Origin of the sequence: Klebsiella sp. C239 (genome assembly GCF_048822715.1) — a bacterium.
Lineage (GTDB): Bacteria > Pseudomonadota > Gammaproteobacteria > Enterobacterales > Enterobacteriaceae > Klebsiella > Klebsiella quasipneumoniae.
This window is the reverse complement of record NZ_JBMEZK010000004.1, coordinates 252,444-278,100: the sequence shown is the minus strand read 5'-3', so window position 1 is coordinate 278,100 and position 25,657 is coordinate 252,444. Positions and strand designations below refer to the sequence as shown.

The window sequence follows — 25,657 nt, the reverse complement described above, 5'->3', positions numbered from 1 at the left end:
TGCTTTGATGCCAACCCATACCCGTATTCGCATGTTTAACACCAAAGAGACCTACCCAAACCAGGCGCTGAATAACGATCTGTGCCAGGCGGTGCGGGCGGGGAATACCGTCTACGTTCGCGGCCAGGTCGGCACCGATTTCGCCGGCAACCTGATCGGCCTCGGTGACCCGCGGGCCCAGGCGGAGCAGGCGATGAAGAATGTCGAACAGCTACTGAAAGAGGCCGGCAGCGACCTCTCGCATATCGTCAAGACCACCACTTATCTGATCGACCCACGCTATCGCGAGCCGGTCTATCAGGAGGTGGGCAAATGGTTGAAAGGGGTCTTCCCCATCTCCACCGGGGTGGTGGTGTCGGCCCTGGCGCAGCCGCAGTGGCTGATGGAGATTGACGTCACGGCGGTGATCCCCGACGACTGGCAGGGGGAGGCGACAGAATGACCCTCTCCCTTACCGCCCGCTGCCCGGAAACGGGTCAGTTGGGCATCGCCATTAGTTCATCGAGCATGGCCGTCGGGTCGCGCTGTCCCTGGCTGCTGCCCGGCGTGGGGGCGGTTTCCAGCCAGAATATTACCCTGCCGTCGCTGGGGCCGCAGATCCTCAGCGCGATCGAGGCGGGGGCCAGCGTTGAGCAGGCCATGAAGCAGGCTCTGGCGGAGGATCGCTTTCGCGAATATCGCCAGGTCGCGGCGATTGACGCCAACGGCGACACAGCGGTGTTCAGCGGGGAATTCACCCTCGGGATCGGCGGCGCCCTGGCGGGGGATAACTGCGTGGCGGCGGGCAATATGCTGGACAGTCAGGGCGTGATCGCCGCGATGGTGGGCGCCTTTGAGGCCGCCACCGGTGAGCTGGCCAGCCGGCTGCTGGCCGGGCTGCGCGCCGGGATCGTCGCCGGGGGCGAGGCCGGGCCGGTCCACTCGGCGGCGGTGAAGGTGGTGGATGATTACCCGTGGCCGGTGGTCGACCTGCGCATTGACTGGGCGGAGGCGGATCCGCTGGCGGCCCTTGAGCAGCTGTGGCTGGCGTGGGAGCCGCAAATGGAGGCCTACATTACCCGGGCGCTCGACCCGCGCGAGGCGCCGGCCTATGGCGTGCCTGGCGATGAATAACACGCCGGGAGCGATCCTTGCCGCGCTGCTGGCCTTTGATACCACCAGCCGCCATTCGAACCTGGCGATGATCGACTGGATCGCCGATTTTCTCGCCGCCCGCGGCGTGACGTCCCGCCGCTTTTATGACCCGTCGGGCGGTAAGGCCAATCTCTACGCCCGGCTGGGGCCGTCCGGCGGCGGCGGGGTGATGCTCTCGGGCCACACCGACGTGGTCCCGGTGGACGGGCAGGACTGGAGCGTGCCGCCGTTTAGCCTGACCGAGCGCGATGGCCGCTACTACGGCCGCGGCAGCGCCGATATGAAGGGCTTTCTCGCCTGCGTGCTGGCGGCAGTGGATGACTTTCTGGCGGCGCCGCTGCGCATGCCATTGCATCTGGCCTTCTCTTATGATGAAGAGGTCGGCTGTCTCGGCGTGCGCAGCCTGGTGGCGTTTCTGCAGGCCTCGCCGGAGAAACCGGCGCTGTGCCTCATCGGCGAGCCGACGGAGATGCAGCCGGTGTTCGGTCATAAAGGCAAACTGGCCATGCGCTGCTGCATCGAGGGCCAGGCCTGCCATTCGGCCTATGCCCCACAGGGCGTGAACGCCATCCGCTACGCGGCCAGGCTGATTAACCGCCTGGATCGGCTGGGCGCGCGTCTGGCCCGGCAGCAGGACAGCCGCTTCTCGCCGCCCTTCAGCACCCTGCAGGTGGGCACCATTCAGGGCGGCGCCGCGCTGAACATCGTCCCGCAGTCCTGCCGCTTTGATTTTGAGATCCGCTACCTGCCGGGGATGCGTCCCGAAGCGGTCACCGAGGCGCTGGCGGCCTACGCCCGCCGCCGGCTGCTGCCGGAGATGCGCCGGGTCGGCGGTGAGAGCGACATCCAGTTTCAGCTGTTGAGCCACTACCCGCCGCTGCTCAGCGATCCGCAGTCCGACTTCGCCCGCTGGCTGGCGCAGTGGTGCGGCAGCGATCGGTTTTCCACCGTGGCGTTCGGCACCGAAGGGGGGCTGTTCGATGAGATGGGCGTCGCGACCCTGGTCTGCGGGCCGGGCAGCATGGCCCAGGGCCATAAGGCCGATGAGTACGTCAGCATCGACCAGACCGAACGCTGTATGACGATGCTGGGCCAGCTGTGCGCCTGGATGCGCGCCGAGCCCGCAGAACCGCTTACCTGATCCACCCACACAGGAACCCAAGCGATGCACAATCAACACTCTCCCCATATCGATCAAGCGACTGTCGACCGCTGGCAGGCGGATGGCGTGGTATTACTGAAGGGCGTTTTTACCCCCTGGGTTGAGCGCCTCGCCGAGGGGGTCACGGCGCTGATGGCCAGCCCCAGCGAATATGGTCATGCGCGCACGGTGATCCCCAAAGATGGCTCGCCGCCTTTCTTTCAGGATTACTGTAACTGGTCGCGGATCCCGACGTTTAGCGAGTTTGTCTTCCAGTCGGCGGCCGCGGAGATCGCCGCGGCGCTGATGCAGTCGCAGACGGCGAAATTTTTCCATGAGCATACGCTGGTCAAACCCGCCGGAGGCAGCACGGTCACCCCCTGGCATCATGATCAGCCGTACTATTGCGTCTCCGGCCGGCAGAACGTCAGCTTCTGGATCCCGCTGGACCCGGTAGCGGAGGCCACCTCGCTGCGCTGCATTCGCGGGTCGCATCGCTGGGAGGCGGAGTACAGTCCCACCCGCTTCAATGGCACAAAGCTCTACGAACACACCCGGTTCAGCGCGCTGCCGGATATCGACGCCCATGAGGATGAGTACGATATCGTCAGCTGGGCGCTGGAGCCGGGGGACGCGGTGGCCTTCCATTTTCGCACCGTCCATGGCGCCCGCGGCAACCCCGGGGCGCGGGCGCGACGGGTCTTCTCCGCCCGCTGGGTGGGGGATGACGCCGCGTTTGCCGACCGCGGCGGCGTGACCTCGCCGCCGTTCCCCGAACTGACTCTGCGGGACGGCGACCCGCTGGATTCGCCACTGTTCCCCCAGGTCTGGCCACCGGCGTAAGCGGCTGCGGACGGGATCTGCTATGATCCCGCCTTTCGTTGTCTGGAGCCTGTCGATGTTCAATGACGCCATTGTTTATGACCGCTACGGGCCGCCGGCCGCGGTGCTATCGCTGAAACGCACCCCGCTGGCGCCGCTGGCCGGCGGACGGGTGCGGGTCAGGATGCGCTATGCCCCGGTGAATCCCTCAGATCTGATCCCCATTACCGGCGCCTATCGCCACCGTACCCGACTGCCGGCCGTGCCCGGCTACGAAGGCCTTGGCGAGGTGGTCGCCGCGCCGTTCGGCAGCCGACTGACCGCGGGCCAGCGGGTGCTGCCCCTGCGCGGGGGCGGCACCTGGCAGCGGTTTATCGATCTGGATGAGACCTGGCTGGTGCCGGTTCCCGCGGCGGTGGACGATCTGCTGGCCGCCCGCGGGTATATCAATCCGCTGACCGCGATGCTGATGCTCAGACGCTGGCCGGTTGCCGGGAAACAGATCGTGCTGACCGCCGCCGCCTCCTCTTGCGCCAGCCTGCTGGGGCAGTGGGCGCTGGCCATGGGCGCCCGTTCGGTAAGCGGGATTATTCGCTCGCCGCAGCATCGGGCGCGTCTGGAGCAGGCCGGGATCTATCCGATCCTTGAGGCCGACCGGGCGCTGGTGGAGAAGGTCAGCCAGCACAGCGATCTGGTGTTTGACGCGGTGGGCGGGGAGCTGGGGAACACGCTGTTGTCGGTGCTGCCCGCATCGTCGATCCTGATCTCCTATGGCTTATTATCCGGACGGCCGCTGATCCAGACGCGCGCCAGCGCGGCGGTGCGCAAGTTTCATCTGCGGGAGGCGCTGCCTGGCCTTAGCGTGGCGGCATGGCGGGCGGCGTTCGACGAAATCTGGCAGCGGCTGCCGACGACCACGCAACCGCCGGCCCGGCGGGTGGCGTTGAACGACTGGCGGGAGGCGATTGCCGCCGCCGGCCAGCCGGGAAGAGGCGGTAAAATCCTGCTCGATTTCACCGTGGGTTAAGATTACTGTTTCTTCTCGCCGAGGGTCGGCGTTTCGTCAAAGAAGTTCCATGGCTTCAGCAGGGCGTGCGCCCATTCGGTGGGCATGATCGGCCACTCTTCAGCCCGCGCCACATGGGTGGTGCCGGTGGTGATCCACACCACGTCATCCTGGTGCGTCAGCGACTCATCGTCCTTCGCATACTGGCCTAACCCGGAATCGTGAGCGGAGCGGTTGGGGTATTTGCCTTCCGGATAGCGTTCGCTCGGGTGGTAGCGCGTCACCCACAGCTGTTTATCCATAAAGCTCAGACGATGGTAGATCCACTCGTCCGGGGCGAATTTGGCGCCGGTCGCCGCCGGATGGGTGCCGCCGGCGTAAGGGATGATCTGGTAAGAGACCGGGTTGCCCATGCGGTTCTCTTTGCTGGTGTTGCTCAGCAGGCGAATCGTGCCCGGGTCGAATTTCTGCGCCGCTTTCTGTTCGCTGTCGATCGTGTACTGATTCACCTGCATGGTGCTGGTGCGCGGGCCGCCGGCGGTGTTGGGCTTCACCTCCGGGTCCATCGCCACCAGGGTGTTGTTTTCGCCGTCCACGTCGAGGTCGAGGCGGAAGTTATAGATATGCTGGTGGGTGGTGCCGACAATATTATGGTCGATCAGCGTTCCGTAGCGGGTATCCTCTTTGGCGCTGGGGTCGTGCATGGTCTTCGCCAGCACGCCTTTCACCGCCTCAATCCCGGTGGCGCCGGCGTCGATACCGATGGTGCCGTTGTCGTGGAATACCCAGTCAAAGATATAGTCGTAGTTGCCGACGGTGCTGATCCAGCGCACCACCAGCTCCCGGCGCTCGGTACTGACGTTGGGCTTGCCCATCTCCAGGTGCTTATATTCCGGCCCGGCGTAGCGCTCGAAGATGGCGACAGCGTGCGGGATGGTGGTCGGCGCGCCGGTGTAGTCGGCGATGGTTTCATCCAGCAGCACCGCATTCGACGGCGCGTCTTTGCCGCGTACAATCGGCGAGGTCAGGGTGCCCATGCCGTAATCGCCGGAGTCCAGATAGGCTTTGAAATACCAGCCGACGTCCGGGTCGCCGTAGGGGACGATCATCCCGCCGAGGGAACCTTCATACATCACCTGGCGTTTTTTGCCGTTATCGTTGTAGGTCACCGTCGAGAGGATGGGCCCGACGCGCGAGTTAAGACGCAGGTGGAAATCCCAGTTCCGCCAGTGAATGGTATCCCCGGTAATGGTGTAGTTTTTGCCTTCCGGTTCAGTAATATCCAGCGGTTTCACCGCCGGGGCGTTGCGGTCCCGGCCATCATACGGCCGCGGTTCCATCGGCACCGGGATCACCGGGCCTTCCTCGATTTTGATGATTTTCTTCGCTTCCAGGTCGACCACCGCCACCAGGTTTTCAATCGGGTGCGCCCAGTAGTTGCCGTCGCCGGTATCGAGATAGCTGACCACCTTCAGCAGGCGCGCATCCTGCTGCAGACCATCTTTGCCATCGAAGTAGCCAACGGTGAGCGGGGTGGTGACCACTTTTCCAGGATCGGTAATCCCGTGCTTTTTCAGCACCGCCGCGAATTCACTGCTGGCGTTGATGATGTTTTGCACGCTGGCGAAATCATCGAGCAGCACCATGCCGTGGGCGCCTTTGATCGGCGTCCATGAGAGGATTTTTTTGTGTTGCAGATCGACCACGGCCTCCATCACCTGTTTGCCATCCAGCATCACCACATCGGCAGTGCGCGGCGCATCCACTGGTGTACCCTGCAGGGCGAAGGCCCATACCGCCGCTTTATCCGGCTCATGCAGGGAAATTTCGCTAAACCGGGTATTAGGCTGGAATTCCGGCGCGGCTTTGACAATGGTCACCGCGTCGCTGATTTCCGCTGCCGAGAGCGAGTTTAATGGGTGAGGGCGCTTTTCCACCTGGAAGGTCTGGTCGAGACCGGACTGGAACACGTCGTTGATAAAGGTATCGGAGACCCAGGCTTTACCGTCCTTCATCACCACCGGCACCGGCAGATCAAGGGTTTTGCCGTTGACGATCGCGGTTTTAGCGCCGGGCTTCACTTTGACGTAAGCGCCGTCTTTTATCAGGGTAAACATTTGCGCATAGTCGTCCCACTGCACGTCAGCGCCAAACGCCTCCAGCGTTTTATCCAGTGGCACCATGTGCGCCTCGCTGCCGTGAGCGAAGACCGGGGATTGCCAGGCGCAAACCACCGCCACGGCCAGCGCCAGCGCGGTTTTACGAGGGGAAAATTTCAAGCCGTTTGCCATGATGACCTCATCTTATTGTTGTGTTGTCTTTTGCCGCTGCGAATGTCGGCTTTGTCACCCTTAAGCTACCAGCCCGCGGCGCCGGGGCGTTTGTTTGCTCTTGCCAGGTTATTTGTCAGGTTTGCCAGACGGACGTAAAAAATGCCTCCGCAGAGGCATGGAGCACGTGCGCCGGTTTTGTGCCGGGTGGCGGCTGCGCCTTACCCGGCCTACCTGTCCGGGTCTGACTGCCAGTAGGTCCGCGCAAGCGCAGCGCCGCCGGGCAAGGACAGCGGGCACGGAGCCGGTTTTGTGCCGGGTGGCGGCTGCGCCTTACCCGGCCTACCTGTCCGGGTCTGATTGCCAGTAGGCCCGCGCAAGCGCAGCGCCGCCGGGCAAAGACCGCGGGCACGGAGCAGGTTTTGTGCCGGGTGGCGGCTGCGCCTTACCCGGCCTACCTGTCCGGGTCTGACTGCCAGTAGGCCCGCGCAAACTACGCTGAAGCCGCAGATAACATAAAGGACTTCCCGCGGCGAAACCGTTGCAAACCGCTTGCAGTCTCAATGGCTCAAGAAACGGCCAACAGAGCGCCAGCGGTCAATTTTCCGCCATTACGCCAGGAAATCCCCCTGCTGGCGCGCCACCAGGGTCAGAATGGAATACAGCGCCACCGCCTGCTGGTGCTGGTTGAAAATCTCCACCGCCCATTCCACCACGCCGGTAGCTTTCTCCTCGGCGCTACGCTGACGTTTAACGGTTTTCCGCTTACAGGTCAGACGCACCTGGATGGTATCTCCCGGCTTGACCGGTTCAATAAAGCGCAGGTTTTCCATGCCGTAGTTGGCGATAACCGGCCCGACGCCGGCATCGACGAACAGACCGGCCGCCGCGGAGATCAGGAAATAACCGTGGACCACGCGCTCGCCGAAAATCGAGTCGGCGGCGGCGATTTTGTCCATGTGGGCGTAGAAATGGTCGCCGCTCAGACAGGCGAAGTTAACGATATCCGCTTCGGTCAGGGTCCGCCGCGGGGTCAGCAAACTGTCGCCGGGCTGGATCTCTTCGAAATATTTGCGGAACGGGTGAATGCGGTCTTCGCTCACCTGGGCGCCGCGCACCCACTGCTGGCCAATGGTCGCCAGCATCGTCGGGCTGCCCTGGACGGCGGTGCGCTGCATATAGTGTTTCACCGAACGCAGTCCGCCGAGCTCTTCGCCGCCGCCGGCGCGGCCGGGGCCGCCGTGCACCAGCTGCGGCAGCGGCGAACCGTGGCCGGTTGACTCGACCGAGGACGCCTCGTTCAGTATCTGAATACGGCCATGGGCGCGGGCGGCGCCGAGGATAAACTCGCGCGCCAGTTCGCCGCTGGCGGTGACCAGGGTGCCCGCCAGGCTGCCGCCGCCGGCACGAGCCAGCGCCAGGGCATGCTGGCGATCCTGGTAGGGCATCAGGGTCGCCACCGGACCAAAGGCTTCAATGGCGTGAACCGCCGGGGTTTCATCCGGCTGCGCGCAGTAGAGCAGCGTCGGCGGGAAAAAGGCCCCGGCCGCGCTGAGGTCCGCCTGTCCGCCAAGCAGCGCTTCGCAGCCGGCGGCAATCAGTTTATTGACGCTCTCCTGAACGTCCTGACGCTGCTCGTGATTAACCAGCGCCCCCATCTTAATCCCTTCCTGCGCCGGGTCGCCGACGGTCACTTTATGCAGGCGGGCGATCAGCGCATCGCTAACCGCATTGATCTGCGCCAGCGGGACGATGATGCGGCGGATAGCGGTACATTTTTGCCCGGCTTTCGCCGTCATCTCGCGGACCACTTCCCGGATAAACAGCGCGAACTCCGGCTGCTCCGGCGTGACGTCTTCGCCTAACACACAGCAGTTGAGCGAATCCGCTTCCATGGTAAAGGGAATCGATTTGGCCACCAGGTTGGGGTGCGACCGCAGCTGCTGGCCGGTGGCGGCTGAGCCGGTAAAGGTCACCACGTCCTGGCTGTCGAGATGGTCGAGAAGATCGCCCGCGCCGCCGCAAATCAGGCTGATGGCGCCTTCCGGCACCAGGCCGCTGTCGACAATCGCCTTCACCATGGCCTGGGTGAGCTGGGCGGTGGCGGTGGCCGGTTTAACGATCGCCGGCATGCCGGCCAGCCAGGTGGGGGCCAGTTTTTCCAGCATTCCCCAGCAGGGGAAGTTGAAGGCGTTGATATGCACAGCGACGCCTGATTTTGAGGTCAGCACGTGACGCGCGGCAAAACCGCCCTGTTTAGAGAGCGGGATCAGCTCGTCTTCCGGCCACAGGATATCGTCCGGCAGTTCGCGACTACCGAGCCCGGCATAGGTGAAAAGGGTGCCGATGCCGCCTTCGATATCCACCCAGCTGTCGGCGCGGGTGGCGCCGGTTTGCGCGGAAATCGCGTAGAACTGGTCTTTCTGCTCCAGCAGATGTTTCGCTACCGCTTTTAACATCGTGCTGCGTTCAATAAAGGTCATGGCTTGCAGAGCCTGACCGCCGCGCTCAATTGCGAAGCGGCGCGCCTGCGCCATATCCAGGCCTTCGCTGGTCACCTCCCACAGCGCCGCGCCGGTGATGGCGTGATGGATAGTACGGGCGCGGCCCCGGCCGGTCTGCCAGGCGCCGGATAAGTAGCTGGCTAACTGCTGCATCGCGAATCTCCAAATATGTTACGTGGAATGTCTATAAATAGTTCTTTTATGAATCATAAAATGCAAGCGCGTATTTAATAAATTATTAACATTGTGATCGCGATGACGTTATGTTTTCGACCTAATTAACTGTATTTGTTGAGGTTTACAAAAGGTTTTGCGGAGGCTATCACAAAAAGAGTAAACAAAATTTGTGGTTTTCTTTAACCAATATGTAACCTTCAATAAATAAAGTGATTCACATAAACGGTTGTGATGTGAATATCGGAATCATAAAGGTGATGACGTGACAGAAGAACAACGCTTTGACCAGCGCATCGCGCAGGAAACGGCCATCGAACCGCAGGACTGGATGCCGGATGCCTATCGTAAAACCCTGATCCGTCAGATTGGTCAGCATGCGCACTCGGAAATCGTCGGCATGCTGCCGGAAGGCAACTGGATCACCCGGGCGCCCACTCTGCGCCGCAAAGCGATCCTGCTGGCTAAAGTGCAGGATGAGGCCGGCCACGGGCTGTATCTCTATAGCGCCGCGGAAACCCTCGGCTGCGCGCGGGAAGATCTGTATCAGAAGATGCTCGACGGGCAGATGAAATACTCCTCCATTTTTAACTACCCGACGCTGAGCTGGGCCGATATCGGCGTGATCGGCTGGCTGGTCGATGGCGCGGCCATCGTCAACCAGGTGGCGCTGTGCCGGACGTCCTACGGCCCCTATGCCCGGGCGATGGTCAAAATCTGCAAAGAAGAGAGCTTTCACCAGCGCCAGGGATTCGAAGCCTGCATGGCGCTGGCGCAGGGTAATGACGCCCAGCGGCAGATGCTGCAGGACGCCATTAATCGCTTCTGGTGGCCGGCGCTGATGATGTTTGGCCCCAACGACGACAACTCGCCGAACAGCGCCCGCAGCATGGCGTGGAAAATCAAACTGCACTCCAACGACGAGCTGCGTCAACGCTTCGTCGACAACACCGTGCCGCAGGTGGCGATCCTCGGCATGACCGTCCCGGACCCGGAGTTGCACTTTGATGAAGCCAGCGGCCACTACCGCTTCGGCGAGATCGACTGGCAGGAGTTTAACGAGGTGATTAGCGGCCGTGGCGTGTGCAACCACGAGCGGCTGGCCGCCAAGCGTAAGGCCTGGGAAGAGGGCGAGTGGGTTCGCGAAGCCGCGCTGGCACATGCGCAAAAACAGCAGGCCCGCAGCGCGGCATAAGGAGAGACAACATGAGCAAAGTTTACTGGCCGTTATATGAAGTGTTCGTTCGCAGCAAACAGGGGCTTTCCCATCGTCACGTCGGCAGCCTGCATGCCGCCGACGATCAAATGGCGCTGGAGAACGCCCGCGACGCCTACACCCGCCGCAGCGAAGGCTGCTCCATTTGGGTGGTGAAGGCCAGCGAAATCGTCGCCTCGCAGCCGGAAGCGCGCGGCGAATTCTTCGACCCGGCGGAAAGCAAAGTCTACCGTCATCCGACCTTCTATACCGTGCCGGACGGCATGGAACACATGTGAGGCGGCGATGAATAACCCCAATCCTGTAGCCGCCTACGCTCTGCGTCTTGGCGACAACGGCCTGGTGCTGGCCCAGCGCTTAGGCGCCTGGTGCGGCCATGCCCCGGAGCTGGAGATCGATCTCGCATTGGCCAATATCGGCCTCGATCTGCTTGGCCAGGCGCGCAACTTTTTGAGCTATGCCGCCGAGCTTAACGGCTGCGGCGATGAAGATACCCTGGCCTTTGGCCGCGATGAGCGCCAGTTCAGCAACCTGCTGCTGGTGGAGCAACCGAACGGCAATTTTGCCGACACCATCGCCCGCCAGTTCTTTATCGACGTCTGGCACGTCGCCCTGTACAGCCGGCTGGTGAACAGCCGCGACGCGCAGCTGGCGGCCATTGCCGCCAAAGGGCTGAAAGAGGTGCGCTACCACCAGCGCTTCAGCCGCGGCTGGCTGGAGCGTCTTGGTCACGGCACCGAGGTTTCAAATCGCAAAATGCAGCAGGCGGTCGACAATCTGTGGCGCTTTACCGGCGAACTGTTCCTTGCCGATGACCTGGAGCTCAGCCTGGCCGGGCAGGGCATTGCGGTTGATCCGCGCGAGCTTCAGGCCGAATGGCAAAGCACCGTGCATACCGCGCTGCTTGACTCAGGCTTAGCGGTCCCGCAGGAAGCGGCCTTTCGCAGCGGCGGTAAACAGGGGCTGCACAGTGAACATCTCGGCCCGCTGCTGGCGGAGATGCAATATCTGCAGCGTTCCCATCCCGGCCTGCAGTGGTAAGGGAGGGGACGATGCAACGTTTAGATGACATCGCTCCCGCCGAGGTGCGCGCCATCTGGGGAGTGTTAAGCGCGATCCCGGATCCGGAAGTGCCGGTACTCACCATCACCGATCTCGGCATGGTGCGCAGCGTCGCGCGCCACGGCGACGGCTGGGTGATTGGCTTTACCCCGACTTATTCAGGGTGCCCGGCGACGGAGCATCTGCTGAGCGAGATCCGCGCGGTGATGAGCGAGCATGGTTATCTGCCGGTCCACATCGTCCTGCAGCTGGACCCGCCGTGGACCACCGACTGGATGAGCCAGGAGGCCCGCGAGCGCCTGCGCCAGTACGGCATCAGCCCGCCGCAGGGGCACGCCTGCCACGCGGAAATGCCCGCCGAGGTGAGCTGTCCGCGCTGCGGCAGCACCCGCACCTCGCTGATTAGCGAATTCGGTTCCACGGCCTGCAAAGCGCTCTATCGCTGCGACAGCTGCCGGGAACCCTTTGATTACTTTAAATGTATTTGAGGTTGCCATGACGACGTTCCATGCGCTTAAGGTCGCGAGAGTCGAGCCGGAAACCCGCGATGCGGTGACCATTACGTTTGCGATTCCGCAAGCCCTGCAGGCGGAGTACTGCTTTCGTCCGGGCCAGCATCTGACGCTGAAAGCCCGACTGGGCGGTGAAGAGCTGCGCCGCTGTTACTCCATCTGCCGCAGCCCTACGCCGGGAGAGATCAGCGTCGCGGTCAAAGCCATCGACGGCGGGCGCTTCTCGCGCTTCGCCCAGCACGCTATCCAGCAGGGGATGGAGCTGGAGGTAATGGTGCCGCAGGGGCATTTCGGCTATCAGCCGCAGGCAGAACGGCAGGGCGACTATCTGGCGATCGCCGCCGGCTCCGGGATCACGCCGATGATGGCGATCGTTAGCGTCACCCTGGCCACCGAGCCGCACAGCCGCTTCACGCTGATCTACGGCAACCGCAGCAGCCACAGCATGATGTTCCGCCAGGCGCTGGCCGATTTAAAAGACCGCTATCCGCAGCGCCTGCAGGTGGTGCATCTGTTCAGCCAGGAGTCGATGGACAGCGATCTGCTGCAGGGGCGCATCGATGGCGACAAACTGCGCCAGCTCGCGGACCATCTGCTGGATTTCAGCCGTTTCGACGAGGCCTTTATCTGCGGCCCGGCGACGATGATGGATGAGGCGGAAACGACCCTGCGCGAGCTCGGCGTGCCGGAGCACGCCATTCATCTCGAACGCTTCAATACGCCGGGCGGCAGCGTTAAGCGCGCCGCCGGGGTGCAGGCGGAAGGGCGCACGGTAACCATCCGCCAGGACGGGCGCGATCGGCTGATCGCCCTCAGCGCCGAAGACGACAGCATTCTGGATGCCGCATTGCGCCAGGGGGCAGACCTGCCGTTTGCCTGCAAGGGAGGGGTGTGCGCCACCTGTAAATGCAAAGTGCTGCGCGGCGAAGTGGCGATGGCCGCCAACTATAGCCTCGAAGCGGATGAGCTGGCGGCGGGTTACGTGCTGAGCTGCCAGGCGCTGCCCACCAGCGGCGACGTGGTGGTCGACTTTGACGCGCGGGGGATGGCATGAGCGAGCTGATGATCCACCGCCATGGCCGGGTGCTGCAGCTGACGCTCAACCGTCCGCAGGCCCGCAACGCGCTGAACAATGCCTTATTAACCCGGATTGCCGAGGCGCTGGAGGCCGCGGCCGCTGATGACAACGTCAGCGTCTGCGTCATCAGCGGCAATCCGCGCTTCTTTGCCGCCGGAGCCGACCTGAACGAGATGGCGGAGAAAGATCTCCCGGCGACCCTGGATGATATCCGCCCGCGGCTGTGGGCGCGTATCGATGCCTTCCCCAAACCGCTGATCGCCTCGGTCAACGGTTACGCCCTTGGCGCGGGCTGCGAGCTGGCCCTGCTGTGCGACCTGATTGTCGCCGGGGACAACGCCCGCTTTGGCCTGCCGGAAATTACCCTCGGCATCATGCCGGGCGCTGGCGGCACCCAGCGGCTGATCCGCAGCGTTGGCAAGGCGCTGGCCAGCCGGATGGTGCTGAGCGGCGAGAGTATTGACGCCCGTCAGGCGCAGCAGGCCGGACTGGTAAGCGATATCCATCCGGCGGCGTTAACCGATGAATATGCCCTGCAACTGGCGACCACCATCGCCCGCCACGCGCCGCTGGCGCTCCGGGCGGCGAAACAGTCGCTGCGCCTGTCGCAGGAGGTGAGCCTGCAGGCCGGTCTCCAGCAGGAGCGCCAGCTGTTCACCCTGCTGAGCGCCACCGAAGACCGCCGCGAAGGCATCGACGCCTTCTTACAAAAACGTACCCCGGACTTTAAAGGACGCTAATCGTGGAAGCTTTCATTCTCAGCGCAGTGGAACAGGGCGTCATGACCATTACCCTCAATCGCCCGGACCGCCTCAACAGTTTTAACGACCTGATGCATCAACAGCTGGCGGAATGCCTGAAGCAGGCCGAGCGCGACGACGGCGTGCGTTGCCTGCTGATCACCGGCGCCGGCTGCGGCTTTTGCGCCGGCCAGGATTTGAACGACCGCAACGTCGACCCCAGCGGCCCGCCGCCGGATCTCGGCCTGTCGGTGGAACGCTTTTACAACCCGTTAGTGCGTCGTCTGGCGGCGCTGCCGAAACCGGTGATTTGCGCGGTCAACGGCGTAGCCGCTGGCGCAGGGGCCACCCTGGCGCTGGGCTGCGATATCGTGCTGGCCGCGCGTTCGGCCAAGTTTGTGATGGCCTTCAGCAAGCTCGGGCTGGTGCCGGACTGCGGCGGCAGCTGGTTCCTGCCGCGGGTGGCCGGCCGCGCGCGCGCCATGGGGCTGGCGCTGCTGGGCGATAGCCTCAGCGCGGAACAGGCCGCGCAGTGGGGGATGATCTGGCAGCTGGTGGATGATGCCGAACTGGCGGACACCAGTCTGCAGCTGGCGCGCCATCTGGCGGCTCAGCCGACGTTGGGTCTTGGGCTGATTAAAAAGGCGCTGCTGGCGGCGGAAACCAACGGTCTCGACGCGCAGCTGGACCTGGAGCGCGATTATCAACGCCTCGCCGGGCGCAGCGATGATTACCGCGAAGGGGTCAGCGCATTTCTGGCCAAACGGCCACCACAGTTCAGCGGGAAATAGATGATGACGACATCCATAGCCAACGTGGCGGTGATCGGCAGCGGCACCATGGGGGCCGGCATCGCCGAAGTGGCGGCTGCCGCCGGGCATCCGGTGCTGATTTACGACATCGATCATCAGGCCATCGCCCGGGCGATCGAGGGTATTGCCAGGCGGCTCGCCTCACGGGTCGAGCGCGGCAAACTGGCGTCAGAGCAGGCCGACGCGCTGCTGGCACGCCTGCATCCGGCCCACGATTTAGCCGCGCTGGCCGACGCAGATTTAGTGATCGAAGCGGCCTCTGAACGCCTGGAGGTAAAAACGGCGCTGTTCGCGCAGCTGGCGACAATCTGCGCGCCGTCAACGTTGCTCACCAGCAACACCTCGTCGATTTCGATTACCGCCATCGCCGCCGGGGTAAAGCATCCCGAACGCGTCGCCGGGCTGCACTTCTTTAATCCGGCGCCGGTCATGAAGCTGGTGGAAGTCGTCAGCGGCCTGGCGACGTCTGCGGAAGTGGTGGAGCAGTTGTGCCAGTGCGTGAGCGGCTGGGGGAAACGGCCGGTGCGCTGCCGCTCGACGCCCGGCTTTATCGTTAATCGCGTGGCGCGTCCATTCTACGCCGAAGCCTGGCGGGCGCTGGAGGAGCAGGTGGCTGCCCCGGAGGTTATCGATGCCGCTTTGCGTGACGGCGGCGGTTTCCCGATGGGGCCCCTGGCGCTGACGGACCTGATTGGCCAGGACGTCAACTTCGCCGTGACCTGCTCGGTATTTAACGCTTTCTGGCAGGACCGCCGCTACCTGCCATCGCTACTCCAGCAAGAGCTGGCGCTGGCCGGGCGGCTGGGCAAAAAGAGCGGCCATGGCGTCTATCGCTGGCCTGCGGAAGTCAGGACGGCGGCGGCGCTGCCGCCGGTTGCCCATGGCGCCCAATCCGTCATCACTATAAGTGACAGTGTCACCAAGCTGGACGAGCTGCTGTTGCTGGAGACCGAAGGCGAGACTGCCCTGGCGCTGAGCGTTAAGCATCGCCGTCCGGTGGTGGTGTATGACCTGTGCGCCAGCGATACGGTAGTGCTGGCCGCAGCGGCGACCAACGCGCCGGCGGCGACGGACAAAGCGGTGCACTACTTCCAGCAGCAGGGCAAGAACGTGCTGCGTATCGCCGATTATCCCGGCCTGCTGGTGTGGCGCACGGTGGCGATGCTGATTAACGAAGCGCTGGATGCACTACAGAAAGGGGTGGCCAGCGCACAGGATATCGATACCGCCATGCGTCTGGGCGTCAATTACCCGCAGGGCCCGCTGGCGTGGGGGGACAGCCTCGGCTGGCGCCGCGTGCTGCGCCTGCTGGAGAACCTACACCACCATTATGGCGAGGAGCGCTATCGCCCCGGCTCCCTGTTGCGCCAGAAGGCGCTGATGGAGAAGCACCATGAGCAATGACGCCTGGCGCAACGCGCGCGCGATGTATGAAAAAGATACCTGCGCCAGAACGATGGGGATCGAACTCATCGAGATGGACGACGGTTTTGCGCAGATGACCATGACCGTCTCGCCGGACATGCTTAACGGCCATCAAACCTGCCACGGCGGTCAGCTATTTACCCTTGCCGATACCGCTTTCGCCTACGCCTGTAACAGCCAGGGGCTGGCGGCGGTGGCTTCGGCGGCCAGCATTGATTTTCTCCGCCCGGCGTTTGCCGGCGACCGGCTGGTCGCCACCGCCAGAGTCAAACAGCAGGGCAAGCTGACCGGGGTCTACGACATTGAAATTGTTAATCAACAGCAAAAAATTGTGGCCCTCTTTCGCGGCAAATCGCACCGCATCGGCGGCACAATCACAGGAGAAGTGTAATGCGCGAGGCCTTTATTTGTGACGGGATCCGCACGCCGATTGGCCGCTACGGCGGCGCGCTGGCCAGCGTGCGCGCCGACGACCTGGCGGCGATCCCGCTGCGTGCGCTGCTGAGCCGCAACCCCAGGCTTGACCCGACCGCGATCGATGATGTGATTTACGGCTGCGCGAATCAGGCGGGCGAAGATAACCGCAATGTGGCGCATATGGCGACGCTGCTGGCCGGCTACCCGCATACGGTGCCGGGTACCACCCTCAACCGCCTGTGCGGCTCCGGGCTGGACGCCGTCGGTTTTGCCGCCCGGGCGATCAAAGCCGGCGATGCCGATCTGCTGATCGCCGGCGGCGTGGAGTCGATGTCGCGCGCGCCGTTTGTGATGGGGAAGGCCAGCGCGCCGTATCAGCGTCAGGCGGAGCTGTTCGACACCACCATTGGCTGGCGTTTTGTGAACCCGCTCATGGCGCAACACTTCGGAACTGACAGCATGCCGGAAACCGCCGAGAATGTAGCCGAATTGTTAAATATCAGCCGCGCCGATCAGGATGCTTTCGCCTGGCGCAGCCAGCAGCGCACGGCGCAGGCCCAGCGCGACGGCATTCTGGCGCAGGAGATCGTGCCGGTGCAGGTTGTCGGCCGGAAAGGGGCGCTTAGCGACGTGCACGAGGACGAGCATCCGCGACCGGAAACCACGCTTGAGCAGCTGGCGCAACTGAAAGCGCCGTTCCGTCAAGGCGGCGTCATTACCGCGGGCAATGCTTCCGGCGTTAACGACGGCGCCGCGGCGCTGATCATCGCCAGCGAACAGCAGGCCGCTAGCCAGGGGCTCACGCCGCGGGCGCGGATCGTGGCGATGGCGACGGCGGGCGTCGAGCCGCGCCTGATGGGGCTGGGGCCGGTACCGGCGGTGCGTAAAGTGCTGGAGCGGGCGGGGCTCAATATTAACGATATGGATCTGATTGAGCTGAATGAGGCCTTCGCCGCCCAGGCGCTGGGGGTGCTCAGACAGCTCGGCGTGCCGGACGATGCGGCGCATGTGAATCCCAACGGCGGCGCCATCGCTTTAGGCCATCCGCTGGGCATGAGCGGCGCGCGTCTGGCGCTGAGCGCCAGCCTTGAGCTGCAGCGCCGCGGCGGGCGCTATGCGTTGTGTACGATGTGTATTGGCGTGGGTCAGGGCATCGCCATGATCCTCGAGCGAGTGTGAGCTAATTTACCTGCGAGTACCCTACAATGATAACTACTACAAAATTAGATCCGATTGAAACCGCCTCGCGTGATGAGCTGCAGGCCCTGCAAACCCAGCGTCTGAAGTGGACGCTGAATCATGCGTATAACAATGTGCCAATGTATCGTCGTAAATTCGACGCCGCAGGCGTGCACCCTGACGACTTCCGCGAACTGAGCGACCTGACCAAATTCCCGTGCACCACCAAACAGGATCTGCGCGACAACTATCCCTTCGATACCTTCGCGGTGCCGATGGAGCAGGTGGTGCGTATTCATGCCTCATCCGGCACCACCGGCAAACCGACGGTGGTGGGTTATACGCAAAACGATATTGATCACTGGGCCAATATCGTCGCCCGTTCGCTGCGCGCCGCCGGCGGCACGGCGAAAGATAAAATTCACGTCGCCTACGGCTACGGCCTGTTTACCGGCGGCCTTGGCGCGCACTACGGCGCGGAACGCTTAGGCGCGACGGTGATCCCGATGTCCGGCGGACAGACCGAAAAACAGGCGCAGCTGATCCGCGATTTCCAGCCGGATATGATCATGGTGACGCCCTCATACTGTCTGAATCTGATTGAAGAGCTGGAGCGCCAGATGGCCGGCGATGCCCGCGGCTGTTCATTACGCGTCGGCGTCTTTGGCGCCGAGCCGTGGACCCTGGCGATGCGCGCGGAGATCGAGCGCCGGCTGGGGATCACCGCCCTGGATATTTACGGTCTGTCAGAGGTGATGGGCCCGGGGGTGGCGATGGAGTGTCTGGAAACCGTTGACGGCCCGACCATCTGGGAAGACCACTTCTTCCCGGAAATCGTTAACCCGGACGACGGCACGCCGCTGGCCGATGGCGAACACGGCGAACTGCTGTTCACCACGCTGACCAAAGAGGCGCTGCCGGTGATCCGCTACCGTACCCGCGATCTGACGCGCCTGCTGCCGGGCACTGCGCGCACCATGCGCCGTATGGACCGCATCAGCGGACGCAGCGACGATATGCTGATCATCCGCGGGGTTAACGTCTTCCCGTCGCAGCTGGAAGAAGAGATCCTTAAGTTTGAACACCTGGCGCCGCACTATCAGCTGGAGGTGAATCGCCGCGGCCATCTCGATTCGCTGGCAGTGCGCGTGGAGCTGAAAGAGAGCGGGCTGGCCCTGAGTCACGAACAGCGCTGCCAGATTTGTCACCAGCTGCGCCACCGCATTAAGTCGATGGTCGGGATCTCCACCGATATCACCATCGTCAACTGCGGCAGCATTCCGCGCTCTGAAGGCAAAGCCTGTCGCGTATTCGACCTGCGTAAAGCGGTGGTCAGCGGTTAATTCTCTCCCAGATAACCCGGCTGAGGCCTTTACGCCGTAGGCCGGGAATTTCCTGTGCTATGATTCATAAAGGAAAAATATAACAACAGAATGAATCAGATGAGCAAACTCGACGCCTTTATTCAACAAGCGGTGACGGCGACGCCGATCAGCGGCACGTCATTAATCGCCTCGCTGTATGGCGACGCCTTATTACAACGCGGTGGGGAAGTGTGGCTGGGCAGCGTCGCGGCGCTGCTGGAAGGATTAGGCTTCGGCGAGCGTTTCGTCCGCACCGCGCTGTTTCGCCTCAATAAAGAGGAGTGGCTCGATGTCGTCCGTATCGGCCGCCGCAGCTTCTATCGTCTGAGCGACAAAGGGCTGCGCCTGACCCGTCGCGCGGAACATAAAATTTATCGCGCGAACGCTCCGGAATGGGACGGCACCTGGCTGTTGCTGCTTTCGGAAGGCCTGGAGAAAAATGTGCTGGCCGACGTCAAAAAGCAGCTGCTGTGGCAGGGGTTTGGCGCGCTGGCGCCGAGCCTGTTAGCCTCGCCGTCGCAAAAGCTGGCGGATGTCCAGTCGCTGCTCCATGAAGCGGGGGTCGCCGAAAACGTCATCTGTTTTGAAGCCCACTCGCCGCTGGCGCTCTCCCGGGCGGCGCTGCGCAGCCGGGTGGAGGAGTGCTGGCATCTCACCGAACAAAACGAGATGTATGAGGCCTTTATCTCGTTATTCCGGCCGTTACTGCCGCTCCTGCGCGACTGCGACCCCGCGGAGTTAACGCCGGAACGCAGCTTTCAGATCCAGCTCCTGCTGATTCATTTCTATCGCCGGGTGGTGCTCAAAGATCCGCTGCTACCGGAAGAGCTGCTGCCGGCGCACTGGGCGGGGCAAACCGCCCGCCAGCTGTGTATCAATATTTACCAACGGGTGAGTCCCGGCGCGCTGGCGTTCGTCAGCGAGAAAGGTGAAAGCTCGGTCGGCGAGCTTCCCGCGCCGGGCCCGCTCTATTATCAGCGCTTTGGCGGTTTGCCGGGCGCATAAGGAGGTTGCATGCCGATTTATCAGATTGATGGACTGACCCCAGTGGTGCCGGAGGAGAGTTACGTCCACCCGACCGCGGTGTTGATTGGCGACGTGATCCTCGGCAAAGGGGTCTATGTTGGGCCCAACGCCAGCCTGCGCGGCGATTTTGGCCGCATCGTGGTCAAAGACGGGGCCAATATTCAGGACAACTGCGTGATGCACGGCTTCCCCGGCCAGGATACGGTGGTGGAAGAGGACGGACATATCGGCCACGGCGCTATTCTGCACGGCTGCGTGATTGGCCGCAACGCGCTGGTGGGCATGAGCGCGGTGATTATCGACGGGGCGACCATCGGCGAAAACAGCATTGTCGGCGCCTCGGCCTTTGTCAAAGCCAACGCCGAGATGCCCGCCAACCATCTGATCATCGGCAGCCCGGCAAAAGCGATTCGCGTCCTGAGCGAACAGGAGCTGGCGTGGAAAAAGCATGGCACCCGTGAATACCAAGTGCTGGTGGAACGCTGTAAGCAGACGCTGCATCAGGTTGAGCCATTACGGGAAGTGGAAGAGGGGCGTAAGCGGCTGGAATTTGATGAAAACCTGCGGCCAAAATCCTCAACCTGAGGGGGAAATATATGGCAGAGAAATTATCCGCTCACTGTCACTGCGGTGCGGTGGCGTTTACCGTTGAACTCAGCGACGGCTTCAATACCGCTCGGCGCTGTAACTGCTCATATTGTCGAATGCGCGGGGCGGTCGCGGTCTCTTCGCCGCGTTCAGGCATAGAGGTGGTACGCGGAAGGGATAAGCTCACCGAGTATCGCTTTAATACAGGTGAAGCCGTGCACTTTTTCTGCTCGGTATGCGGGATCTACACCTTTCATCAACGGCGTTCAAACCCACAGGAGTATGGGGTGAATGTGGCCTGCATTGACGGCGTTTCGCCTTTCGATTTTTCCTGCGTGGAGGTCAACGACGGGGTGAATCATCCAAACGATGGCGGCGGAGGCGTGGTGGGGTATTTGCGCTACGAGAAAAAGTAAAACACTCCTCCCGCAGGAAGCGAGAGGAGTGAAATATTAGGCTGCAACCACGCTGTCGATGGCCGCTTTCGCGTCAGACTGCGCTTTGGCCGCGACTTCCGGGCCGTAAGCGATACCTTCGGCGAACACGAAGTTCACGTCGGTGATGCCGATAAAGCCGAGGAAGGTGGACAGGTACGGGGTGACCAGGTCGGTCGGGGTATCTTTATGGATACCGCCGCGGCTGGTCACGACGACCGCGCGTTTACCGGTCACCAGACCTTCCGGCCCTTTCTCGGTGTAGCGGAAGGTCACGCCGGCGCGAGCCACCAGGTCAAAATAGTTTTTCAACTGCGTCGGAATGTTGAAGTTGTACATCGGCGCAGCGATAACAATCACATCATTGCCTTTCAGTTCGGCGATCAGCTCGTCGGAAAGGGCCAGCGCTTCCTGCTGACGCGGCGTCAGCGGCGCGTCGCTCGGACGCAGGGCGCCAACCAGTTCACCATCCAGAACCGGGATCGGATTAGCGGCCAGGTCACGCACGGTGATCTCGTCGCCCGGGTGTTTTTCCTGCCATTGTTCAACAAAATAGTCGGAAAGCTGACCAGATTGTGAGTACCCTGCCAGAATACTGGATTTCAGAACTAATACTTTGCTCATGGGTGTTTCCTTTTTTAATGTGATTGACGGGTCAGTGCCCTGGTGCTTGATGACACTGTATTCACAATCGCGCCACAGAGATAGCGCAATATATCGAATCCTATGTTCAGATTTTTTGAACAAGGCACGGATGACACAGATGTGGTACTCTAAGGCAATACTTCAAAAGAGATTTTCCCGGCAGAGCTCTGCCCGATAACGCTATGACAGAACAACAAAAAATCACCTTCCCCCAGCTTTATCAACAGCTCGACGGCCTGATGCTGCGCGACAAAACGCGCTTTGCCCGCCGTCTGCACGGCGTGAAGAAGGTTAAAAATCCTGAATCGCAACAGGCCATCCTCCAGGAGATGGCGCAGGAGATAAGCCAGGCAGCCGGTAAAGTCCTGCTGCGCGAAGCGGCGCGACCGGCCATCACCTATCCGGAAAACCTGCCGGTTAGCCAGAAAAAACAAGAAATTCTCGAGGCGGTACGCGATCACCAGGTGGTGATTGTCGCCGGGGAGACCGGTTCGGGTAAAACCACCCAGCTGCCAAAAATCTGCATGGAGCTGGGCCGCGGGCTGAAAGGGCTGATCGGCCATACCCAGCCGCGTCGTCTGGCCGCGCGAACCGTCGCCAACCGTATCGCCGAGGAGCTGCAAACGGAGCCGGGCGGTTGTATCGGCTATAAGGTCCGCTTTAGCGATCACGTCAGCGACAACACCATGGTCAAGCTGATGACCGACGGTATTCTGCTGGCGGAGATCCAGCAGGATCGCCTGCTGATGCAGTATGACACCATCATTATCGATGAAGCGCACGAGCGCAGCCTGAACATCGACTTCCTGCTCGGCTACCTGAAAGAGCTGCTGCCGCGCCGTCCTGACCTGAAAATCATCATCACCTCGGCGACCATCGACCCGGAACGTTTCTCAAAGCATTTCAATAATGCGCCGATTATCGAAGTCTCCGGGCGGACTTACCCGGTGGAAGTGCGCTACCGGCCGATAGTGGAAGAGGCGGACGATACCGAGCGCGATCAGCTGCAGGCGATCTTTGATGCTGTCGACGAGCTGGGGCGCGAAGGGCCGGGGGATATTCTGATCTTTATGAGCGGCGAGCGGGAGATTCGCGATACCGCCGATGCGCTGAATAAGCTGGATCTGCGCCATACCGAAGTGCTGCCGCTGTACGCTCGCTTGTCCAACAGCGAGCAGAACCGCGTCTTCCAGCCGCACAGCGGACGGCGCATCGTGCTGGCGACCAACGTGGCGGAAACCTCGCTGACCGTGCCGGGCATCAAGTACGTTATCGATCCCGGTACCGCGCGTATCAGCCGCTACAGCTACCGCACCAAGGTGCAGCGCCTGCCGATCGAGCCGGTTTCCCAGGCCTCCGCCAACCAGCGTAAAGGCCGCTGCGGCCGCGTCTCGGAAGGGATCTGTATTCGTCTTTATTCAGAAGACGATTTCCTGTCGCGCCCGGAATTTACCGACCCGGAAATTCTGCGCACCAACCTGGCGTCGGTCATCCTGCAGATGACCGCCCTGGGCTTAGGCGATATCGCCGCCTTCCCGTTCGTTGAAGCGCCGGATAAGCGCAACATTCAGGATGGCGTGCGCCTGCTGGAAGAGCTGGGCGCGATCACCACCGATGAGCAGGCCACCGCCTATAAGCTAACGCCGATGGGCCGCCAGCTCAGCCAGCTGCCGGTGGACCCGCGCCTGGCGCGGATGGTGCTGGAGGCGCAGAAGCACGGCTGCGTGCGGGAAGCGATGATCATCACCTCCGCGCTGTCGATTCAGGATCCGCGCGAGCGGCCGATGGATAAGCAGCAGGCCTCCGACGAGAAGCACCGCCGCTTTCACGATAAAGAGTCTGATTTCCTCGCCTTCGTCAATCTGTGGAACTACCTCGGCGAGCAGCAGAAGGCGCTGTCGTCGAATCAGTTCCGCCGCCAGTGCCGGGTCGATTTTCTGAACTATCTGCGCGTGCGCGAGTGGCAGGATATCTACACCCAGCTGCGTCAGGTGGTGAAAGAGCTCGGCCTGCCGATCAACAGCGAACCGGCGGAATACCGCGAGATCCATACTGCGCTGCTGACCGGTCTGCTGTCGCACATCGGCATGAAGGATGCCGATAAACAGGAGTTTACCGGCGCGCGTAACGCCCGCTTCTCCATCTTCCCGGGGTCCGGTCTGTTTAAAAAGCCGCCGAAGTGGACGATGGTGGCGGAACTGGTGGAAACCAGCCGGCTGTGGGGCCGCATTGCCGCCCGCATTGAGCCGGAGTGGGTGGAGCCGGTCGCGCAGCACCTGATCAAACGCTCATACAGTGAGCCGCACTGGGAGCGGGCGCAGGGCGCGGTGATGGCGACGGAAAAGGTCACCGTCTATGGCCTGCCGATCGTTGGCGCGCGTAAGGTCAACTACAGCCAGATCGACCCGGCGCTGTGCCGCGAGCTGTTTATCCGCCACGCGCTGGTGGAGGGTGACTGGCAAACGCGCCACGCCTTCTTCCGGGAGAACCTGAAGCTGCGCGCGGAAATCGAAGAGCTGGAGCATAAGTCGCGCCGCCGCGACATTCTGGTGGATGACGAGACCCTGTTCGAATTCTACGACCAGCGCATCAGCCACGACGTCATCTCCGCCCGGCATTTTGACGCCTGGTGGAAGCAGGCCAGCCGCGACACCCCGGATCTGCTCAACTTTGAGAAGAGCATGCTGATTAAGGAAGGGGCGGAGCAGGTCAGCAAACTGGACTATCCGAACTTCTGGCACCAGGGCAATCTGAAGCTGCGTCTGACCTATCAGTTCGAGCCGGGCGCCGACGCCGACGGCGTGACGGTGCATATTCCGCTGCCGCTGCTTAATCAGGTGGAGGAGGCCGGGTTTGAATGGCAGATCCCCGGTCTGCGCCGGGAGCTGATTATCGCCCTGATAAAATCGCTGCCGAAGCCGGTGCGGCGCAATTTCGTCCCGGCGCCCAACTATGCGGAAGCGTTTCTTGGCCGGGCGACGCCGCTGGAGCTGCCGCTGCTCGACTCCCTCGAGCGCGAACTGCGGCGGATGACCGGCGTGACCATCGACCGCGAAGCCTGGCAGTGGGATCAGGTGCCCGATCACCTGAAAATCACTTTCCGGGTGGTGGACGATAAAAACAAGAAGCTGCAGGAAGGGCGCTCGCTGCAGGCGCTGAAAGAGGCGCTGAAGGGCAAAGTTCAGGAGACGCTGTCGGCGGTCGCTGATGACGGCATCGAGCAGAGCGGGCTGCATATCTGGAGCTTTGGCACCCTGGCGGAGAGTTACGAACAGAAGCGCGGCAACTATAAGGTGAAAGCCTGGCCGGCGCTGGTGGACGAGCGCGACAGCGTGGCCATCAAGCTGTTTGATAATCCACAGGAACAGCAGCAGGCCATGTGGCGCGGTCTGCGTCGCCTGCTGCTGCTTAACATTCCGTCGCCGATTAAGTATCTGCACGAGAAGCTGCCGAACAAAGCCAAGCTCGGGCTCTATTTTAACCCGTACGGCAAAGTGCTGGATCTGATTGACGACTGCATCTCCTGCGGCGTTGATAAGCTTATCGACGAGGCGGGCGGGCCGGTGTGGACGGAAGAGGGCTTTAGCCAGCTGCATGATAAAGTTCGCGCCGAGCTCAACGAGACGGTCGTGGAGATCGCCAAACAGGTCGAGCAGATCCTCACCGCGGTGTTCAATATCAACAAACGGCTGAAAGGCCGGGTGGATATGACCATGGCGCTGGGGCTGTCGGACATCAAAGCGCAGATGGCGGGGCTGGTTTACCGCGGCTTTGTCACCGGCAATGGCTTCCGTCGTCTTGGCGATACGCTGCGCTATCTGCAGGCGATTGAAAAGCGTCTGGAGAAGATGGCTATCGATCCGCACCGCGACCGCGCGCAGATGCTGAAAATCGAGAGCGTGCAGCAGGCGTGGCAGCAGTGGCTGAATAAGCTGCCGCCGAACCGCCGTGAAGACGACGATGTCCGGGAGATCCGCTGGATGATCGAGGAGCTGCGGGTGAGCTTCTTCGCCCAGCAGCTGGGGACCCCGTACCCTATCTCGGACAAACGCGTGCTACAGGCGATGGAGCAGATTACGCCGTAACCTGGCCGGTTGTCCCCGGTGGC

Annotated in this window: 23 protein-coding genes; 20 read left to right on the top strand and 3 right to left on the bottom strand. The window is 62.3% G+C overall.

Translation table 11 applies throughout. From position 1 onward, the window contains the following. Positions 1-7 precede the first annotated feature (7 nt). Genes ACOI6Z_RS13610 through ACOI6Z_RS13590 form a run of 5 tightly spaced genes read left to right on the top strand, consistent with a single transcriptional unit; the run spans position 8 to position 4,124 of the window. Positions 8-442 (top strand): RidA family protein, encoded by a 435-nt coding sequence (locus ACOI6Z_RS13610; RefSeq protein ID WP_044522612.1) that lies wholly within the window; start codon positions 8-10, stop codon positions 440-442. Then, positions 439-1,113 (top strand): DUF1028 domain-containing protein, encoded by a 675-nt coding sequence (locus ACOI6Z_RS13605; RefSeq protein WP_065813098.1) that lies wholly within the window; start codon positions 439-441, stop codon positions 1,111-1,113. Before ACOI6Z_RS13610 ends, ACOI6Z_RS13605 begins: the two co-directional genes overlap by 4 nt. Then, complete coding sequence (gene argE / locus ACOI6Z_RS13600) at positions 1,091-2,275, top strand: acetylornithine deacetylase (RefSeq protein ID WP_369825630.1); 1,185 nt, start codon at positions 1,091-1,093, stop codon at positions 2,273-2,275. The genes ACOI6Z_RS13605 and argE overlap by 23 nt, the downstream gene beginning before the upstream one ends. 24 nt (positions 2,276-2,299) lie before the next feature. Further along, on the top strand, positions 2,300-3,118 hold the full coding sequence (locus tag ACOI6Z_RS13595; protein ID WP_060590884.1) for a phytanoyl-CoA dioxygenase family protein: 819 nt from the start codon (positions 2,300-2,302) through the stop codon (positions 3,116-3,118). Between the two features lie 22 nt (positions 3,119-3,140). Continuing rightward, the gene (locus tag ACOI6Z_RS13590; protein WP_072413118.1) at positions 3,141-4,124 is read left to right on the top strand and encodes a zinc-dependent alcohol dehydrogenase family protein; all 984 of its coding nucleotides are present in this window, start codon (positions 3,141-3,143) and stop codon (positions 4,122-4,124) included. Positions 4,125-4,126: 2 nt separating this feature from the next. On the opposite strand, the gene tynA is transcribed toward ACOI6Z_RS13590, so the two are convergent. Together tynA and paaZ are read right to left on the bottom strand one after the other, a co-directional pair. After that, on the bottom strand, positions 4,127-6,394 hold the full coding sequence (gene tynA, locus ACOI6Z_RS13585) for a primary-amine oxidase (protein ID WP_065813096.1): 2,268 nt from the start codon (positions 6,392-6,394) through the stop codon (positions 4,127-4,129). A gap of 590 nt (positions 6,395-6,984) precedes the next feature. Beyond that, positions 6,985-9,030, bottom strand: coding sequence for a phenylacetic acid degradation bifunctional protein PaaZ (gene paaZ, locus ACOI6Z_RS13580; protein WP_065813095.1), 2,046 nt, complete (start codon positions 9,028-9,030; stop codon positions 6,985-6,987). A gap of 286 nt (positions 9,031-9,316) precedes the next feature. Between paaZ and paaA the strand changes: the two genes are divergently transcribed. From paaA to ACOI6Z_RS13510, 14 genes are all read left to right on the top strand, one after another. Next, positions 9,317-10,246, top strand: a complete 930-nt coding sequence (gene paaA, locus ACOI6Z_RS13575; RefSeq protein WP_050534149.1) for a 1,2-phenylacetyl-CoA epoxidase subunit PaaA — start codon at positions 9,317-9,319, stop codon at positions 10,244-10,246. An 11-nt stretch (positions 10,247-10,257) separates the two neighbouring features. Next, positions 10,258-10,545: a 1,2-phenylacetyl-CoA epoxidase subunit PaaB gene (paaB, locus tag ACOI6Z_RS13570; RefSeq protein WP_023289451.1), complete on the top strand. Its 288-nt coding sequence runs from the start codon at positions 10,258-10,260 to the stop codon at positions 10,543-10,545. 7 nt (positions 10,546-10,552) lie between these two features. Further along, entirely contained in the window at positions 10,553-11,308 is a 756-nt protein-coding gene (gene paaC, locus ACOI6Z_RS13565; protein ID WP_065813094.1) for a 1,2-phenylacetyl-CoA epoxidase subunit PaaC, read from the top strand. 11 nt (positions 11,309-11,319) lie between these two features. After that, entirely contained in the window at positions 11,320-11,817 is a 498-nt protein-coding gene (gene paaD, locus ACOI6Z_RS13560) for a 1,2-phenylacetyl-CoA epoxidase subunit PaaD (protein ID WP_023289453.1), read from the top strand. 7 nt (positions 11,818-11,824) lie between these two features. Further along, positions 11,825-12,895, top strand: a complete 1,071-nt coding sequence (gene paaE / locus ACOI6Z_RS13555; RefSeq protein ID WP_220280210.1) for a 1,2-phenylacetyl-CoA epoxidase subunit PaaE — start codon at positions 11,825-11,827, stop codon at positions 12,893-12,895. Then, positions 12,892-13,659, top strand: coding sequence for a 2,3-dehydroadipyl-CoA hydratase PaaF (paaF, locus tag ACOI6Z_RS13550; RefSeq protein ID WP_023289455.1), 768 nt, complete (start codon positions 12,892-12,894; stop codon positions 13,657-13,659). The genes paaE and paaF overlap by 4 nt, the downstream gene beginning before the upstream one ends. A 2-nt stretch (positions 13,660-13,661) precedes the next feature. Next, complete coding sequence (gene paaG / locus ACOI6Z_RS13545; RefSeq protein WP_420687412.1) at positions 13,662-14,450, top strand: 2-(1,2-epoxy-1,2-dihydrophenyl)acetyl-CoA isomerase PaaG; 789 nt, start codon at positions 13,662-13,664, stop codon at positions 14,448-14,450. Then, positions 14,451-15,875, top strand: a complete 1,425-nt coding sequence (locus ACOI6Z_RS13540; RefSeq protein ID WP_074423667.1) for a 3-hydroxyacyl-CoA dehydrogenase — start codon at positions 14,451-14,453, stop codon at positions 15,873-15,875. It abuts the gene before it with no gap. Then, a complete protein-coding gene (gene paaI, locus ACOI6Z_RS13535; protein WP_023289458.1) occupies positions 15,865-16,287 on the top strand; it encodes a hydroxyphenylacetyl-CoA thioesterase PaaI in 423 nt (140 codons plus the stop codon). The genes ACOI6Z_RS13540 and paaI overlap by 11 nt, the downstream gene beginning before the upstream one ends. Beyond that, complete coding sequence (pcaF, locus tag ACOI6Z_RS13530; protein WP_065813092.1) at positions 16,287-17,492, top strand: 3-oxoadipyl-CoA thiolase; 1,206 nt, start codon at positions 16,287-16,289, stop codon at positions 17,490-17,492. Before paaI ends, pcaF begins: the two co-directional genes overlap by 1 nt. A gap of 26 nt (positions 17,493-17,518) precedes the next feature. Next, on the top strand, positions 17,519-18,835 hold the full coding sequence (gene paaK / locus ACOI6Z_RS13525) for a phenylacetate--CoA ligase PaaK (protein WP_048297408.1): 1,317 nt from the start codon (positions 17,519-17,521) through the stop codon (positions 18,833-18,835). Positions 18,836-18,934: 99 nt separating this feature from the next. Further along, the gene (gene paaX / locus ACOI6Z_RS13520; protein ID WP_072199087.1) at positions 18,935-19,861 is read left to right on the top strand and encodes a phenylacetic acid degradation operon negative regulatory protein PaaX; all 927 of its coding nucleotides are present in this window, start codon (positions 18,935-18,937) and stop codon (positions 19,859-19,861) included. 9 nt (positions 19,862-19,870) lie between these two features. Beyond that, positions 19,871-20,467, top strand: coding sequence for a phenylacetic acid degradation protein PaaY (paaY, locus tag ACOI6Z_RS13515; RefSeq protein WP_023289462.1), 597 nt, complete (start codon positions 19,871-19,873; stop codon positions 20,465-20,467). A gap of 11 nt (positions 20,468-20,478) precedes the next feature. Next, positions 20,479-20,886 carry a GFA family protein gene (locus ACOI6Z_RS13510; protein WP_023289463.1) on the top strand — a complete coding sequence of 136 codons (408 nt, stop codon included), beginning with the start codon at positions 20,479-20,481 and terminating at the stop codon, positions 20,884-20,886. Between the two features lie 36 nt (positions 20,887-20,922). Here ACOI6Z_RS13510 and azoR read toward each other — a convergent pair whose 3' ends face one another. Next, positions 20,923-21,528 carry an FMN-dependent NADH-azoreductase gene (gene azoR, locus ACOI6Z_RS13505; RefSeq protein ID WP_002902889.1) on the bottom strand — a complete coding sequence of 202 codons (606 nt, stop codon included), beginning with the start codon at positions 21,526-21,528 and terminating at the stop codon, positions 20,923-20,925. Between the two features lie 203 nt (positions 21,529-21,731). Here azoR and hrpA point away from each other — a divergent pair, with 203 nt between their 5' ends. Next, positions 21,732-25,634: an ATP-dependent RNA helicase HrpA gene (gene hrpA, locus ACOI6Z_RS13500; RefSeq protein WP_048334923.1), complete on the top strand. Its 3,903-nt coding sequence runs from the start codon at positions 21,732-21,734 to the stop codon at positions 25,632-25,634. Positions 25,635-25,657 lie beyond the last annotated feature (23 nt).

Excerpts from the sequence above, each read along its gene's own strand:
- ACOI6Z_RS13610 (WP_044522612.1), top strand. The coding sequence starts at position 8 with ATGCCAACCCATACCCGTATTCGCATGTTTAACACCAAAGAGACCTAC.
- ACOI6Z_RS13605 (WP_065813098.1), top strand. The coding sequence starts at position 439 with ATGACCCTCTCCCTTACCGCCCGCTGCCCGGAAACGGGTCAGTTGGGC.
- argE (WP_369825630.1), top strand. The coding sequence starts at position 1,091 with ATGGCGTGCCTGGCGATGAATAACACGCCGGGAGCGATCCTTGCCGCG.
- ACOI6Z_RS13595 (WP_060590884.1), top strand. The coding sequence starts at position 2,300 with ATGCACAATCAACACTCTCCCCATATCGATCAAGCGACTGTCGACCGC.
- ACOI6Z_RS13590 (WP_072413118.1), top strand. The coding sequence starts at position 3,141 with ATGATCCCGCCTTTCGTTGTCTGGAGCCTGTCGATGTTCAATGACGCC.
- tynA (WP_065813096.1), bottom strand. The coding sequence starts at position 6,394 with ATGGCAAACGGCTTGAAATTTTCCCCTCGTAAAACCGCGCTGGCGCTG.
- paaZ (WP_065813095.1), bottom strand. The coding sequence starts at position 9,030 with ATGCAGCAGTTAGCCAGCTACTTATCCGGCGCCTGGCAGACCGGCCGG.
- paaB (WP_023289451.1), top strand. The coding sequence starts at position 10,258 with ATGAGCAAAGTTTACTGGCCGTTATATGAAGTGTTCGTTCGCAGCAAA.
- paaC (WP_065813094.1), top strand. The coding sequence starts at position 10,553 with ATGAATAACCCCAATCCTGTAGCCGCCTACGCTCTGCGTCTTGGCGAC.
- paaD (WP_023289453.1), top strand. The coding sequence starts at position 11,320 with ATGCAACGTTTAGATGACATCGCTCCCGCCGAGGTGCGCGCCATCTGG.
- paaE (WP_220280210.1), top strand. The coding sequence starts at position 11,825 with ATGACGACGTTCCATGCGCTTAAGGTCGCGAGAGTCGAGCCGGAAACC.
- paaF (WP_023289455.1), top strand. The coding sequence starts at position 12,892 with ATGAGCGAGCTGATGATCCACCGCCATGGCCGGGTGCTGCAGCTGACG.
- ACOI6Z_RS13540 (WP_074423667.1), top strand. The coding sequence starts at position 14,451 with ATGATGACGACATCCATAGCCAACGTGGCGGTGATCGGCAGCGGCACC.
- paaI (WP_023289458.1), top strand. The coding sequence starts at position 15,865 with ATGAGCAATGACGCCTGGCGCAACGCGCGCGCGATGTATGAAAAAGAT.
- pcaF (WP_065813092.1), top strand. The coding sequence starts at position 16,287 with ATGCGCGAGGCCTTTATTTGTGACGGGATCCGCACGCCGATTGGCCGC.
- paaK (WP_048297408.1), top strand. The coding sequence starts at position 17,519 with ATGATAACTACTACAAAATTAGATCCGATTGAAACCGCCTCGCGTGAT.
- paaX (WP_072199087.1), top strand. The coding sequence starts at position 18,935 with ATGAGCAAACTCGACGCCTTTATTCAACAAGCGGTGACGGCGACGCCG.
- paaY (WP_023289462.1), top strand. The coding sequence starts at position 19,871 with ATGCCGATTTATCAGATTGATGGACTGACCCCAGTGGTGCCGGAGGAG.
- ACOI6Z_RS13510 (WP_023289463.1), top strand. The coding sequence starts at position 20,479 with ATGGCAGAGAAATTATCCGCTCACTGTCACTGCGGTGCGGTGGCGTTT.
- azoR (WP_002902889.1), bottom strand. The coding sequence starts at position 21,528 with ATGAGCAAAGTATTAGTTCTGAAATCCAGTATTCTGGCAGGGTACTCA.
- hrpA (WP_048334923.1), top strand. The coding sequence starts at position 21,732 with ATGACAGAACAACAAAAAATCACCTTCCCCCAGCTTTATCAACAGCTC.